General features: G+C 69.2%; 15 protein-coding genes. 3 read left to right on the forward strand and 12 right to left on the reverse strand.

The window, feature by feature from the left end:
- The first annotated feature begins 192 nt into the window (after positions 1 to 192).
- Positions 193 to 918: a hypothetical protein gene (locus LT965_RS02520; protein WP_232702442.1), complete on the forward strand. Its 726-nt coding sequence runs from the start codon at positions 193 to 195 to the stop codon at positions 916 to 918.
- 523 nt (positions 919 to 1,441) lie between these two features.
- On the opposite strand, the gene LT965_RS02525 is transcribed toward LT965_RS02520, so the two are convergent.
- Entirely contained in the window at positions 1,442 to 1,666 is a 225-nt protein-coding gene (locus LT965_RS02525) for a helix-turn-helix domain-containing protein (protein WP_232702443.1), read from the reverse strand.
- Between the two features lie 102 nt (positions 1,667 to 1,768).
- Between LT965_RS02525 and LT965_RS02530 the strand changes: the two genes are divergently transcribed.
- A complete protein-coding gene (locus LT965_RS02530) occupies positions 1,769 to 2,716 on the forward strand; it encodes a D-2-hydroxyacid dehydrogenase (RefSeq protein WP_232702444.1) in 948 nt (315 codons plus the stop codon).
- A 37-nt stretch (positions 2,717 to 2,753) separates the two neighbouring features.
- Here LT965_RS02530 and asd read toward each other — a convergent pair whose 3' ends face one another.
- The 11 genes from asd to LT965_RS02585 all read right to left on the reverse strand — a co-directional run bounded on the left by asd (position 2,754) and on the right by LT965_RS02585 (position 11,749).
- Positions 2,754 to 3,785 (reverse strand): aspartate-semialdehyde dehydrogenase, encoded by a 1,032-nt coding sequence (gene asd / locus LT965_RS02535; protein ID WP_232702445.1) that lies wholly within the window; start codon positions 3,783 to 3,785, stop codon positions 2,754 to 2,756.
- A 51-nt stretch (positions 3,786 to 3,836) separates the two neighbouring features.
- On the reverse strand, positions 3,837 to 4,016 hold the full coding sequence (locus tag LT965_RS02540; protein ID WP_232702446.1) for a 30S ribosomal protein S17e: 180 nt from the start codon (positions 4,014 to 4,016) through the stop codon (positions 3,837 to 3,839).
- 141 nt (positions 4,017 to 4,157) lie between these two features.
- Positions 4,158 to 5,138 carry a deoxyhypusine synthase gene (locus LT965_RS02545; protein ID WP_232702447.1) on the reverse strand — a complete coding sequence of 327 codons (981 nt, stop codon included), beginning with the start codon at positions 5,136 to 5,138 and terminating at the stop codon, positions 4,158 to 4,160.
- A 71-nt stretch (positions 5,139 to 5,209) separates the two neighbouring features.
- A complete protein-coding gene (locus LT965_RS02550; protein ID WP_232702448.1) occupies positions 5,210 to 6,055 on the reverse strand; it encodes a winged helix-turn-helix domain-containing protein in 846 nt (281 codons plus the stop codon).
- Between the two features lie 45 nt (positions 6,056 to 6,100).
- Positions 6,101 to 6,679, reverse strand: a complete 579-nt coding sequence (locus LT965_RS02555; RefSeq protein WP_232702449.1) for a DUF447 domain-containing protein — start codon at positions 6,677 to 6,679, stop codon at positions 6,101 to 6,103.
- Positions 6,672 to 7,508 (reverse strand): triphosphoribosyl-dephospho-CoA synthase, encoded by an 837-nt coding sequence (locus LT965_RS02560; RefSeq protein ID WP_232702450.1) that lies wholly within the window; start codon positions 7,506 to 7,508, stop codon positions 6,672 to 6,674. Before LT965_RS02560 ends, LT965_RS02555 begins: the two co-directional genes overlap by 8 nt.
- Positions 7,505 to 8,236: a tRNA-dihydrouridine synthase gene (locus LT965_RS02565; protein ID WP_232702451.1), complete on the reverse strand. Its 732-nt coding sequence runs from the start codon at positions 8,234 to 8,236 to the stop codon at positions 7,505 to 7,507. Before LT965_RS02565 ends, LT965_RS02560 begins: the two co-directional genes overlap by 4 nt.
- Positions 8,236 to 9,246 carry a 2-phospho-L-lactate transferase gene (gene cofD, locus LT965_RS02570; RefSeq protein ID WP_232702452.1) on the reverse strand — a complete coding sequence of 337 codons (1,011 nt, stop codon included), beginning with the start codon at positions 9,244 to 9,246 and terminating at the stop codon, positions 8,236 to 8,238. Before cofD ends, LT965_RS02565 begins: the two co-directional genes overlap by 1 nt.
- Before the next feature lie 77 nt (positions 9,247 to 9,323).
- Complete coding sequence (locus LT965_RS02575) at positions 9,324 to 10,142, reverse strand: DUF7537 family lipoprotein (RefSeq protein ID WP_232702453.1); 819 nt, start codon at positions 10,140 to 10,142, stop codon at positions 9,324 to 9,326.
- Between the two features lie 48 nt (positions 10,143 to 10,190).
- On the reverse strand, positions 10,191 to 10,958 hold the full coding sequence (locus tag LT965_RS02580; protein ID WP_232702454.1) for a DUF7537 family lipoprotein: 768 nt from the start codon (positions 10,956 to 10,958) through the stop codon (positions 10,191 to 10,193).
- The gene (locus tag LT965_RS02585; protein WP_232702455.1) at positions 10,955 to 11,749 is read right to left on the reverse strand and encodes a DUF7537 family lipoprotein; all 795 of its coding nucleotides are present in this window, start codon (positions 11,747 to 11,749) and stop codon (positions 10,955 to 10,957) included. Before LT965_RS02585 ends, LT965_RS02580 begins: the two co-directional genes overlap by 4 nt.
- A gap of 84 nt (positions 11,750 to 11,833) precedes the next feature.
- Between LT965_RS02585 and LT965_RS02590 the strand changes: the two genes are divergently transcribed.
- The gene (locus LT965_RS02590; RefSeq protein WP_232702456.1) at positions 11,834 to 13,060 is read left to right on the forward strand and encodes an HD domain-containing protein; all 1,227 of its coding nucleotides are present in this window, start codon (positions 11,834 to 11,836) and stop codon (positions 13,058 to 13,060) included.
- Positions 13,061 to 13,089 lie beyond the last annotated feature (29 nt).

The following is a 13,089-nucleotide window of genomic DNA, read 5'->3' on the forward strand; positions in this document are numbered from 1 at the left end:
ACTACACGAGGACGAACTCCCGGGTATCGTTCGTGAATACGGGGTCCGAGCCGATCGCCAACATCGTTTTACGCGTCACTGACCTCCCACTAGGGTACTGACCTCTTCACTGGAGGCCCCCTCATGAGCGACTCACCGACCACCCTCGAGCGACTCGACCTCCCGGAGAGAATCGACTCGGGAATCGACCGCGTGATTCTGGCGTTCAGCGACGGTGAGTCCGGTACTCGGTTGACTGGAATGGAGAAAGAGCTGTTCGAGGTGCTCGTGGTGAGTGACGCGCTCCTCGAGACGGTCGGCCTCGACGGAGTATCGGAGAGCGTCGACACCGGAAAGCTCCTCGAGAGGGTCGACGTGGACCACCTCGCAGACGCGATCGAGGAACGCAACCCCGATCTGGCGTTCGACCTCAGTGACCTGGAGACGGTCATCGACAGGCGAGAGCTGTTGAACTCGATCGACCTCCTCGAATTCGCGAAAGCCAAACGGCAACTAGACGTCGAACTCGAGGACGTCGCCGGCGAAGGCGGCCTGGCCGGAGTCGGTAGCAACTCGAAAGCCAGTGCCGACATCGCTGCGTTCGTCTCGTCGCTCCGTTCCGAAGCGCCAGAAACGCTGCTGGAGCAGGAGACCACGGCGAAAGCGAGGGCCGTCCAGGAGAAGGTTGTAGAGGGACACGAGGAGCTCGAAGAGCGTTACGAGGCGAATAAACAGCGCTTCAGTAGTGACAATGAGCAGCGGGCTCCTGGAAATCCGACTGCGGTTTCGTTGCTCTCGTCGGGACCGCTGCCGGACAGCGTCTCGACCCGACTCTCGACGGTTCCGTCGAGGGTGCTGTATTCGAAGGCCGAACCCATCCCACGGGTGTACAGCCGGCGGTGGGCGAGAGGTCGCCCGAAGAGAACTCGATCGCGGTAGTCGCTAGTGTGTCGCCACCCCGGGAGACTGGCAGAGACTGATTCAGAGTACCGTCGTGGCGCTCCACGGCGAACGGACGCGCGGGAGAGACACGTTCTGACTCGTCGGCGTCCGCGGTACGCTCGACCGACGCCCGCGAAACCAGCCGAGGCGCTATCGCCACGGCTGTTGCAATCGGAAATGTGCGCCCGCAACACTAACGACCGACCTCATCCGTGGGCGGCGTGCCCCGTTGGCCGGGAAACCCTCGTGGCGGGCGGGTGCTCCGTCGGGAGCACCAGTGGCGAGGCGGCGTCAGCCGCCGAGCCGGGTGGCGCTACGCGCCACCGAGTGCCGAGACGGCGAAAGCCGTCGAGGCGGGTGATTCGTGACGTGAATCGGACGGACGCTGCGGGCGCCAACCGGGAACCGAAGTTCCGTGTCGCACGCCGGGGTTCTCCGAGCGTCATCGCGTCCGCGTGGACGAACTCGGTCGGGGACAAACGGCGCGCACTCGACCGTAGGCGCCCGCGTAGAAAGAGGGTTACGCCCCGTCGTCGGCGAGGGCGTACACCTGCTGTCTGCTCTCGCAGAGCCCACAGACGCACTCCGCCAGCCCCTCCTCGGAGAGTTCGGCGAGCGCCTCGCTGGCGGTGTCCTCCGAGAGGCGGGCCTCCTCGGCCACCTCCGCGGGGGAGAGCGGCCCACAGTTGTCCAGGACGACGTGCGCGAGCTTCGCCGCACACGACAGCGTGCCGGACTCGCTCATCGTTCCACCGTACTTGACTCGCGTCAAAAACCCTTCGTAAACCGGCGAGTAGGGGGTCGCGTCGCGGAACGCTTACGGCTCGCCGCGTCCACCACCGGGACGATGGTCGACATCGCCGTCCTCCGCCGGGGAACGCACGGCCTGCCGATGGACGAGTACGCCGCGGCGCTCCGCGAGCGCCTGCCGGACCGCGAGATAGCGCTCGCGCGGACGCCCGGCGAAGAGCGAGACCTCGTCGCCGACGCGCCCGTCGTCACCGGCAGTAGCATCGACGAGGAACTCCTCTCGGTTGCCGACGAACTGGAACTGTTCGCGTGTGCCTACGCGGGCTACGGCCACCTGCCGATGGACGCGCTCCGCGAACGCGGCGTCGCCGTCACCAACGCCGCGGGCATCCACGCGCCGAGCATCGCCGAGCAGGTGCTGGGCTACCTCCTGACGTTCGCCCGTGACCTCCACGAGGGGTGGCGACGCCAACAGAACCGCGAGTACCGCCACTACCAGGCCCGCGAACTCGGGGGGTCGACGGTGACCGTCGTCGGGATGGGCGCCATCGGGCACGCCGTCGTCGAGCGCCTGCGGGGGTTCGACGTCGACACTATCGGTGTGCGGTACACGCCGGAGAAGGGCGGCCCGACCGACGAGGTGATCGGATTCGACGAGGAGGCGTTCCACGACGCGCTCGCCCGGACTGACTACCTCGTGCTGGCGACCCCCCTGACCGACACGACCCGCGGCCTCGTCGACGAGGCGGCGTTCCACACGCTACCCCCGGAGAGCGTGCTCGTGAACGTTGCGCGCGGCGGCGTGGTGGAGACGGACGCGCTCGTCCACGCGCTCCAGAAGCAGTCGATCCGCGGGGCCGCCCTCGACGTCACCGACCCGGAACCGCTCCCCGAGTCCCACCCGCTGTGGAACTTCGAGAACGTCCTGCTGACGCCGCACAACGCCGGCCACACGCCCGAGCACTGGCCTCGACTGGCGGACATCGTGGCGACGAACGTCCCGCGACTCGGGACCGACGAGGACCTGGAGAACAGAGTCGATTAGGCCGGGTCGAGCGGCCCGCTACGCCGACGAACGGTTCCTACAGCCAGCCCTCGCGGGCGAGCAGTTCGCCGTTGAGGAGGCTGGCGCCCGCGGCGCCGCGGACGGTGTTGTGCGCGAGGCAGTTGTACTGGACGCCCGTCTCCGTCTCCTGGATGCCGCCCGCGGCGACGGCCATCCCGTCGCCGAGCATCCGGTCGAGACGCGGCTGGGGGCGGCTGGGGTCCTCGAACACCTCGATCAGCGGGTCGGGCGCGCTCGGCAGGTCGAGGGTGGGCGCGTCCTCGAACGCCGCGGCGACGTCCGCGACCGTCGGGTCGTCGTCGGTCTCCGCGAACACGTTCTCGAGGTGGCCGTCGAGGGTCGGGACGCGGTTGCAGGACGCGGAGACGACGGCGTCGTGCCACTCGACTTCCGCGCCGGTGAACTCCCCGAGGAGTTTCCTGGATTCGGTCTCCATCTTCTCCTCCTCGCCGCCGATGTGCGGGACGACGTTGTCCAGGATCTCCATCGACGTGACGCCCGAGTAGCCCGCGCCCGAGACGGCCTGGAGCGTCGAGACGTGGACGCGGTCGAGGCCGAACTCGTCGAGTGCGTTCAGGGTAGGGACCATCGTGATGGTCGAGCAGTTCGGGTTCTTCACGAGCGCGCCGTCCCACCCGCGCTCGTCGCGCTGCACCTCGATGAGGTCGAGGTGGTCGGCGTTCACCTCGGGGATGACGAGGGGCACGTCGTCGGCCGTACGCGCGTTCGAGGAGTTCGAGGAGACGACGAAGCCCGCCTCGCAGAGTTCCGGTTCGACGCGCTCGCCGACGCCCGACGGGAGCGCCGAGAAGAGGAGGTCGGTGTCGTCGGGAATCGCCGCGGGGTCCGTCTCGCGGACGGTGATGTCTGCCGTCGAGTCGGGGATGGGCGTATCGAGTCGCCAGCCGGCGGCCTCGCGGTACGGCTTCCCCGCGCTGTCGGAGCTCGCAGTGAGTACAGAGAGTTCGAAGTCCGGGTGGTCGTCGAGCAACTGGACGAACCGCTGCCCGACGGCACCGGTCGCGCCGAGTACGCCTACAGTAGTCATACCCGTCTCTGGGGGACGGGTAGGTGAAACCCCTTCGGGTGCGGGAAAAATTCAGTTACGCTTGTGCGTGATGTAGCCCGCGATACGGTTGCGGACCTCCTTGGACTCGATGTTCGTCAGCTCGCTGACGGCTTTCTTGTTGTGCTCGAAGTCCTCTCGCGAGAACGCGTCCTCGTAGCGCTCCATGAGGATGTTCCCGGTCTTCTTGACGTAGTCGGGCTTGATGGCCATACGACTCGTTTCTCCCGCCGTTCGTTAAAAGGATTCGTTTCGTGGGGAGCGCTAGTGGGTGTCTGTAGCGGAGGAAGTGATTTCTGTCAGCTCGAAAGGAGCGACATCCGGGAAGTAGTCCTCAGAAGAGTTACTTCCGAATTACCGTTCGAACGCGCCAGCAACCAGCAGTGGCAGCACTAGCGTCGCCTCCGCCTCGATCTGGGTGTAGTTGGGTTCGGCGTCGTCGTCCTTGATCTTCCCCCACGAGACCGCCTCCTCGGGCGGGGCACCCGACAGGGAGCCGTCGCCCTCCATGCCCGTGGAGATGTAGACGGCGTAGTCGGCGCCGCCGCGGAAGAGGTTCGTCATGATGGCGTGGTGTTTCGGGACGCCGGCGCCGACGGCGATGAGGCCGGTCTTGTTCGCGAGCAGGCCCTCCTCGATGAGCGAATCGTAGTCGTCGACGATCTCGATGCCGACCTCGGAGTCGTAGCCCTGGCGGTAGTAGTAGAGGAAGTTCCCGATCTCGGCGTCCGTGAGCGCGGGGCAGAAGACGGGGACGTCGTTGTCGGCGGCGTTCTTGAGGAAGGAGTCCTCGTCGTCGAGGGTCTCGCCGAGTTCCTTCGCGAAGTCCGTCGGCGTTCGGACCTTCTCCTCGGCGAAGAAGTCCTCGAAGAAGTCGTAGAGGTACTCCTCGAGCCAGACGTAGCGGTCCGAGGGGACGAAGATGTTGCCGAGTCGGTTGATGCCCTCCTCGCGGAGCGCGGCCTCGTCGACGTCCCACTCGCCCATCTTGAACGGCTTGGCGGTCTTGATGACGTCCTCCGTGAGCGACCCGGAGGTGGTGATGATGACGTCTACGTACCCCTCGCGGACGAGGTGCGCGACGACCTCCCGGAGCCCCGAGGAGACGATGTTCGACGTGAACGTGAGGTAGACGGTGGCGTCGTCCTCGTGCATCTGGCGGGTGATGTCGACGCCCTCCGCGAGGTGGGTCGCCTGGAAGCCGGTCGTCGCGTAGGCGTCGAGCATCTCGAAGAAATCGAAGTCGCCGCGGAAGTCGTAGCCGCGCACGTCCGGCGTGTCGAGGTCCTCGTCGCTCCCCGGCAGGACGTTCTCACGGGTGTCGTCGTCGGTCATGCCCAGTCGTTGTGAGCGCGCGGATTTGAACGTCCCGACATCCGGCGGCGCGGGCCCGCGGCAGTGGCCGGCTACTCGTCGGGGGTCGTCCGCCAGTACCGCCAGACCGCCTCGTTGCCGTCGCCCTCGCGCTCGACTCCGGGCAGTTCGGCGAGGTGCTCCCTGACGAACGCCCACCAGTCGTCGGCCGACTCGTAGCCGGCGTCGCGGTCCGGGTAGACCTGCTCCCGGAACGCAGTCGCCGTCGCGTCGTCGGACTCGGCGAGTAGTTCGAACGCCGCGCGGACCGCCTGCCGCTCGTCGTCTTCGACCGGGAGGCGTTCGAGCGCGAACTTCACGCTGTTCCGGCGGTTCCCCTTCGGACCCAGCAGCAGGCGGCTGTCGTCAGTGCGCTGGTCGACGGTGGGCGTCCCGTCGTAGCGCCACGCGCCGTTCGGGGAGTCTGGAGGGTCGACCGACGGCAGGGCGGCGAGGCGGTCCCGGACGAGTTCTGTCCACCAGGCGTCGCTGTCGTCGTACTCCGCGGGGTCCTCGGGGAAGATGGCGTCGACGATCTCGGGCGCGGTCGCTTCCCCCCAGTAGTGGAGGAACGCGAACGCGTTCCGGACGGCCTCCTCGCGGTCCGGGCGGAGGTCGTAGGACTCGATGGCCGCCTCGACGTCCTCGGGCGTGTCGATTCGGTTGTCCTGGAGGCCGGCGGGGGACGCGGCCACGACGCGCTCGCCGTCCTCGGTGAGCGCGTACGTGTCGTCGCCGACGCGCTCAACGAGCCCGTTGTCCAGGAGTCTCGGGAGGTGCTCGCGGACGTCCTCGGGGCTCGTGTTCACCGTCCCGGCGAGCGACTCGACGTCCGTCTCCCCGCGGTGGAGTCGCTCCAGGATCGCCCGGTCGCGCTCGTCGAGCGTGTTGCCCGCCATACGTCGGCTACGTCTCTCAGGTCCTTGACGGTGACTCCCCGGCGCCTACCAGTCGCCGTCCGCGAGTTCCCGCACGCGCTCGACGGCCACCCGCTCGCGCTCGCCGCCGCAGGTCTCCGCGACGCCCTCGAAGTACCGCAGACGCTCGCGCAGCGTCTCCGCGTCGTAGGCGTCGACGTCCAGGCGCGACACCGCCACCGTCATCTCGACGACGGCAGCGAACCCGCGGTCGATTGTTCTGGGGGCGGTGCGCCGGACCTCGCTCTCGACCGGGCGGAGTTCCCACTGCTCGGTTCGCGTCCCCGCGTCGTCGTTCGTCGCGACGTGTGTGACCTCCACGCGGGCCCAGGCGTCCGCCGAGTCGAGCACGGGGTCGGCCGCCTCCCGGATGGACAGCGCGGCCTCCGCGAAGTCCACGGGGTCGGCGACGAACTGGACGTAGCCGCCGCCCTCGCGGTGGAAGTTCCGGCGCGTCCGGGTGTTCCCCCACGTCGTGGCCGTGGCGGGGTCCCCCTCGGCAGGGGAGTGGAGGCCCAGCGCGGCGACGTTCCACAGTCCGTTCGGCCCGCGGGTCGTCACCACCGTCTCGGTGACCCCCGACAGGTCGACGGGCCACTCAACCATCCACGGACACCCCGCGTTCGAGGGCGACGAAGAGTGCAGCGGCGGTGAGGTCGGCCGTCGTCCCGGGATTGACGCCGCGCTCGACGAGTTCGTCCGCGAACTCCCGCACCGCCTCCGGGTCGCCGCCCTGGAGTTCGAGCGCGCGCTCCTGTAGTTCGTCGGCGACGCTCTCGCCGTGTTCCGTGACGACGAGCGTGTCCGGAGCCTCCGCGAGCAACTGGAGGAACGCGCGCGCCCCGCGGTCGGCGAGCGGGCCGTCGTCGGCCTCGACGCGGGCCGCCGCGCGGAACACCCGCGGGAACCCCTCGACCCACTCGCGGGCGTTGGCGTCGTGGTCGGCGCCCAGTCCGAGGACGTCGAGGAGAGTGAGTCCGCGCTCGCGGAGGTCGGGAATCGCGTCCGCACCCCGCCGCACGTCCAGCGCGTCGGCGCCCTCCGGGGGGTCCTGAACGGCGACGTCCGTCTGTTCGAACGCGCGGTAGAACGCCGCGGCGTCGTCGACGGTGGTCGCGTCGACCACCTCGCTGGCGCGCTCGCGGGTCAACTCGCCGGTGCTGGCGGTGCGCACGAGCGGGACGAGCAGGAGGAGACAGCCGAACTGGGTGTTCGTGCCGGCGGCGTCGGCCATCCCCGCGACGGCCGTCTCGAACGCCTCGCCGACGGGGCCGTCCTCGGCGGTTTCGAGGCCCGCACGAGCGCCCACCGCGCCCGCGAGGAACTGCTCGAAGCGGAGGTCCGGGAGGTCGCGCTCGCGGTCGACGTTCCCGGGCTTCGGCGCGCCCGTGACCTCCAGCAGCAACGCGAGTTCGGCGCGCTCGGCGGGCGTCACAGGAACCACTCCTTCACGGCGGCGTACGTGGAGCGCACCTGTTCGGGGTCGCGGCTCGGCCGCCCGACGCTCACCGCGTCGGCGCCGTACGAGAAGTACTCGAAGACGTCCTCGCGGGTGCGGACGCCGTTGTTCGCCACGACGAACAGGTCCGTCGCGTCGACCACGTCGCGGACGACGCGCCTGGAGTCCATCGCGTCGACGTGGATGGCGTCGGCGCCGGCGCGCTCGACGGCCTTCGCGAGCGTCGGCAGGTGGACGCCGTCGACCTCCGCGCGCACCTTCACGGAGACGTCGGCGCCCGTGTCGCTGGCCGCGCCGACCTGTTCACAGAGGCGGTCGGTCTCGCGGAGCAGCGTCTCGCCCGCGCCCGCGGCGCACATCTCGTCCTGCCGGCAGTGGGCGTTCACCTCCAGCATCGCGTCGTGGGCCGCGCAGACCGCCGCGACCTCCCGGAGCGGTTCGACGCTGGTCGTACGGACGTTCATCCCGGCCCGCAGGAACGTGTCGTCGAGTTCGGTGAGCTGGTCGTCGACGAACGCCACCGGGTCGTCGGGCAGGAACTCCTCGCGGTCGCGGTCGACCATCGAGCGGGCCGCCTCCCGGGTCGGTTCGTCGATGGCGATACCGCCGAGGAACGCGCCGCCCGCGGGGTGCGCGCAGGCCGCCGCCCACTCGGCGTCGGACTCGCCGCTGAGGCTGGCGAGCGCGAGGCGCGGCGCGAACATCACGGCACCTCCGCGCCGCCCACTCGTTCTAGCGCTTCCCGGCAGGCGCGGGCCACGCGCTTGGCGTCCGCCTCGTCGTTCATCTCGGTGTCCGTGCGGACCACCGTACGGTCGAGGTCGGTGCCGTCGGCGTCGTCGAGGACGAAGGCATCCACGAACGGGTAGGCGTCTGCGACGCCCGCCGTCGAGGGGTCGTAGCCGACCGCGTCCATCAGTTTCCCGGCGGGGCCGGAGAACACCCGGTCCTCGACGAACGGCGAGACGGCGACCACCGTGGTCGCTTCGAGTGCCTCGCGGACGCCGTCGAGCGCGAGCATCGGCCCGACACTCGTCACCGGGTTCGACGGGCCGATTATCACGGGACCGTCGCGGATAGCTTCGAGGGCGGGGTCGGCGGCGTCGGCGTCGCCGGCGCCACGGAACTCCACGTCTTCGACTGCTGGTTCGCCACCCTCGGCGACCCAGAACTCCTGGAAGTGTAGCGGGCCGTCCGGCGTGTGGACGATGCTCGCCACGGGGTCGTCGCTCATCGGTACGAGGTCCACGTCGAGGTCAAACGCGTCCGCGAGTCGTCGGGTCACCTCGGTGAGCGAGTGGCCCTCGTCGAGGAGGCTGGTGCGGAGGACGTGGACGGCGCGGTCGCGGTCGCCGATGAACATGAACTCCGAGGCGCCGGAGAACCGCCGCCAGCGCGCGATATCCCGGCCCGCGGTCTGCCCGTCGTCGGCGAGGTAGCGTGGTCGCTGGTCGATGCCCGCAGCGCTCGCGAGGTCGGTCAGGTAGTCGTGGGTCGTCGACTCGTCGCCCTCGATGCCCCACCACCTCTCGCGGTCCAGCACGTCGCCACCCTCGAAGAGGACGGTGTCGACGTCGGGGCAGACGAGCAGGCCACCGAGTTCCACGTCGTCGCCGGTGTTCCCGACGACCGTGACGTCGGCCGGGTCGAAGACGTCGTGGCTGCCGGCGAGCAGTTTCGGGGTGCCCGTCCCCCCGGCGAGGAACGTCGTCATACCCCTACGTCGACGAGCACTCCGGTAAACCCTTCCGTCACCGGGCGAGGTTGCAACAGCCGAGAAAGCGGCGTGGCTCAGGCTGAGGCCGAGGTGGTGGTCGCGGAGCCGTCGCTCGTGTTCGCGCGCGCCTCACCGATCCACGCGGGCGGTTCGACCGTCGTCTCGCCGAGGTCCGTGTACTGCTGGGTAACGGCGATCGACGCCGACTGGCCCTCGGTCTCCAGGCCCAGTTCGTAGCCGAACTGCTTGACGAGGCCGTCCTCGGTGATGTAGAGGGTGGCGCCGAGGTTCGAGACGTTCTCCGTGTCGAGACCGCTGAAGCCGGGTGCGGACTCGTTCAGGTCCGAGACGCCGCTGGCCTCGTACACATGTGTGTCCGTGCCGTCGACGGTCTCCGTGCCGACGTACTCGTACTCGAAGGCGTCGACGAAGGAGGCGATCTGTCCGCCCGCGATCACCGACGCGTTGGCGGTCTGCTGCGGGACGGTGTAGCGGACGTCGCCCGTCGAGAACTCGAAGCGCTGGTAGCCGGAGCCGTTGCCGAAGACGAACTGCTCGACGGTGCGGCCCCGCGACTGCTGGACGGAGCTGTACGCGCCGGAGTCGAAGTCGGCCCGGAGCGTGCTCTCCGAGGAGACCGACTGGTTCCCCTGGCTCTGGTTCGAGGTGGAGACGAGCGTGAACGTGGTCGCGTCCGCGACGACCGACTCGTGGTTCTCGGCCACCGTCGCGCCGTCGAGTGGCGTCTCGTAGATGGCGTCGCCCGCGTCGCTGGCTGTCGTCCCGTTCGGCGCCGCCTGTGTCGTGGTGCCGTCGCCGCCGCCACCGCCGGCGCTACAGCCGGCGAGGACGACGAGCGCTACGACGGCGACCGTGGCAATCGTTCGTCGCACGCCACCACGTTCGCCGAGCGCGCGGAAAACCCCTCCGAAGGTCGCGGGTCACTCAGTGGCGTTGCGCGCGTCCGGAATCCAGCGTGGCGGCGAAACGTCGGTGTCGCCGAGTCTCTGGACGTGCAGGTCGACGCTGGTGAGTTGGGATTCGCCGTCGGACTCGAACTGGAGCGTGTAGTCGGCGTGGCGGAGCGTCCCGTCCTCGCGGAACTGCAGGGTTGCCTCGGCACGGTTCACGGTGACGTTCTCTCCCCCGCCGAGATTCGACGGGTCGAACTCCCCCGAGCGGTCCAGGCTGTCCGCGCGGTAGACGTGGACGCGCTCCCCGTCGACAGCTCTCGTCCCCGCGTAGTCGAACGTGAACAGCTCGAGAGCGCCCCAGAGGTTCCCACTCGCGTACGTGGTTGCGTTCCCGACGCCGCGTGTGACGCTGTCGTAGGACACCTCGCCCGAGGAGACGAACCGGGCGTAGGCAGTCCCGTTGCCGAATCGGTACGTCTGCTGGACGTCCCCCCGGGCCGCCTGGTGTTCGTACACCGCACCGGTGTCGAGGTTCCCGCGCACCAGGATCTCCCTGCGCACTCGCTCGCTACTCCCGTGCCTCCAGGTCGCGTTCACGTCGACGGTGAACGTCCCGTGGTCCCGGAGGGCGTCGACGTGAGCGTCGGTCACCGTCTCGGTGTCGAGAGGCGTCTCGTACACCGGTTCGGCTTCGGTGTCGTACGCCGGAGTGGTCGTCGTGTCGCCGCCGCCGCTGCTACAGCCGGCGACGACGAGGAGGGCGACCACGGCGAGTGTCACGATCTCTCGTCTCACTGGCCCGAATTCGACGCCCTCTGGGAGGCCGGAGATTGGTCAGTTCGATTGCGCGCGACCGATACCCATCCCGGTGGCGAGACGTCGGTGTCACCGAGTTTCTCGAAGCGCCAGGTCGTCGAGACGGCGTCCAGTTGGTCACTGTTCTCGAACGCTACCGTGTACGCCACGCGGCGGAAGGCACCGTCCTCGCGGACGTGCACCGTCGCTTCGGCGTGGTCCACGGTGGCGCTGTCCAGCTGACGGACGGAGGGGAACGCGCTCGTATCGACCTCGTCGGGGCCGCTCGCCTGGTAGACGTGGACGCGGTCACCGTCGACGACAGTCGTGCCGGCGTAGTCGAACGTGAACACCTCGACGACGAGGAGGCCGCCCTTCGCGTACCCGGTGGCGTTCGTCCGCGCGCCGCCTCGACTGTAGTGCAGTTCGCCGTCGTTCACCAGTCGGTTGTAGCCGGTCCCGTCCGCGAACTGGTACGTCTGTCGGGTGTCGTCCCTGAACTTCCAGTGTCCGTAGACCGCGCCGCTGTCGAGGTTCGCGCGAACGAGCCCCGTTCGCAGCTCTCGGCCGCCGCTGTCCTCCCAGGTCGTGTTCTGGTCGATTGTGAACGTGCCGTGGTCTCGGAGGGCGTCGAGGTGGGCGTCAGTCACCGTCTCGGCGTCCAGGGGCGTCTCGTAGATCGGTTCGGCGTCGGTGTCGTACTCCGGGGTGGTCGTCGTATCGCCACCACCGCTACAGCCGGCGGCGACGAGGAGGGCTGCCACGGCGAGCGTGGCGGCAGGGCGTCGCATACGACGGCGGCTTCGGCGGCGGCCACCAAATAGCCACGGGAGTGAGCCGCGGTTTTTTACCCGAGAACGCCGAATCACGCCCCAATGACGACCATCAAGGACAGCGTCCACGACCACATCGAGGTCACGGGCGTCGCCGCCGACCTGGTGGACACCCCGCCCGTCCAGCGCCTCCGCCGCATCAAACAGCTGGGCACCGTCCACCTCGTCTACCCGTCGGCGAACCACACGCGCTTCGAGCACTCCCTGGGCGTCTACCACCTCGCCGACCGCGCGCTCGACCACGTCGAGATCGGCGGCGTCCAGGCCGAACGCGTGCGCGCCGCGGCCATCCTGCACGACGTCGGTCACAGCCCGTACAGCCACAACGTCGAGGGCGTCCTCGAACGCCGCACCGGCAAGCGCCACGACGACGTCGACGACCTGCTCACCGACGGTCGGGTCGCCGAGGTGCTGGAGTCCCACGGGCTCGACCCCGCGAACATCGCCTCGCTCGTGCGTGGCGAGGGCGAACTCGCGCAACTCGTCGCGGGCGAACTCGACGTCGACCGGATGGACTACCTCGTGCGGGACGCCCACCACACCGGCGTCCCCTACGGCACCATCGACACGGGTCGGCTGGTGCGAGAGCTGACGTTCATCGACGGCGACCTGGTGCTCGACGAGGGGAACGTCCAGACCGCCGAGAGCCTGCTGCTGGCGCGCGCGCTGATGAACCCCACCGTCTACAGCCACCACGTCGCGCGCATCAGCAAGTCGATGCTCCGGCGGGCCACCGAGACGCTCCTGGACACCAGCGAGATTTCTGCCGCTGAACTCCGCCGGATGGACGACTACGAACTCGCAGTGGCGCTGCGGACCCACGCGGAGACCGCCGAGTTCGGCCGCAGGCTCGCCGACCGCGACCTGTTCAAGCGCGCGGTGTGGGCGGAGATGGGCGACGTCGACGCCGACGTCATCGGTGCGGACCACGACGACGTCCGGGCGTTCGAGGCGGACATCGCGGCCGACGCCGGCGTGGCTCCCGAGAACGTCGTCCTCGACGTGCAGGGCCAGCCGTCGATGCGGGAGTCGACGACCGGTGTGCTCGTCAACGGGGAGGTGCGCCGTCTCGACGAGCAGTCGACGCTCGTGCGCGCCCTCCAGGTCGCCCAGCGCGAGCAGTGGCGACTCGGCGTCTACGCGCCGGCCGACAGCGTCGAGAGCGTCGGCCAGGCCGCCGAGCGCGTCCTCGGCCTGAAGACGGACGGGGCGCTCATCAGCGAGGTGAACACCCCCGGTCGGTACGCCTCGCTGGAGGAGTTCGAGTAAGCTTCACGGTGGCGGCCCGACAGTGACAC

This window comes from Halobacterium wangiae, assembly GCF_021249345.1.
GTDB classification, from domain to species: Archaea; Halobacteriota; Halobacteria; order Halobacteriales; family Halobacteriaceae; genus Halobacterium; species Halobacterium wangiae.

Excerpts from the sequence above, each read along its gene's own strand:
- LT965_RS02525 (WP_232702443.1), bottom strand. The coding sequence starts at position 1,666 with ATGAGCGAGTCCGGCACGCTGTCGTGTGCGGCGAAGCTCGCGCACGTC.
- LT965_RS02530 (WP_232702444.1), top strand. The coding sequence starts at position 1,769 with ATGGTCGACATCGCCGTCCTCCGCCGGGGAACGCACGGCCTGCCGATG.
- asd (WP_232702445.1), bottom strand. The coding sequence starts at position 3,785 with ATGACTACTGTAGGCGTACTCGGCGCGACCGGTGCCGTCGGGCAGCGG.
- LT965_RS02540 (WP_232702446.1), bottom strand. The coding sequence starts at position 4,016 with ATGGCCATCAAGCCCGACTACGTCAAGAAGACCGGGAACATCCTCATG.
- LT965_RS02545 (WP_232702447.1), bottom strand. The coding sequence starts at position 5,138 with ATGACCGACGACGACACCCGTGAGAACGTCCTGCCGGGGAGCGACGAG.
- LT965_RS02550 (WP_232702448.1), bottom strand. The coding sequence starts at position 6,055 with ATGGCGGGCAACACGCTCGACGAGCGCGACCGGGCGATCCTGGAGCGA.
- LT965_RS02555 (WP_232702449.1), bottom strand. The coding sequence starts at position 6,679 with ATGGTTGAGTGGCCCGTCGACCTGTCGGGGGTCACCGAGACGGTGGTG.
- LT965_RS02565 (WP_232702451.1), bottom strand. The coding sequence starts at position 8,236 with ATGTTCGCGCCGCGCCTCGCGCTCGCCAGCCTCAGCGGCGAGTCCGAC.
- cofD (WP_232702452.1), bottom strand. The coding sequence starts at position 9,246 with ATGACGACGTTCCTCGCCGGGGGGACGGGCACCCCGAAACTGCTCGCC.
- LT965_RS02585 (WP_232702455.1), bottom strand. The coding sequence starts at position 11,749 with ATGCGACGCCCTGCCGCCACGCTCGCCGTGGCAGCCCTCCTCGTCGCC.
- LT965_RS02590 (WP_232702456.1), top strand. The coding sequence starts at position 11,834 with ATGACGACCATCAAGGACAGCGTCCACGACCACATCGAGGTCACGGGC.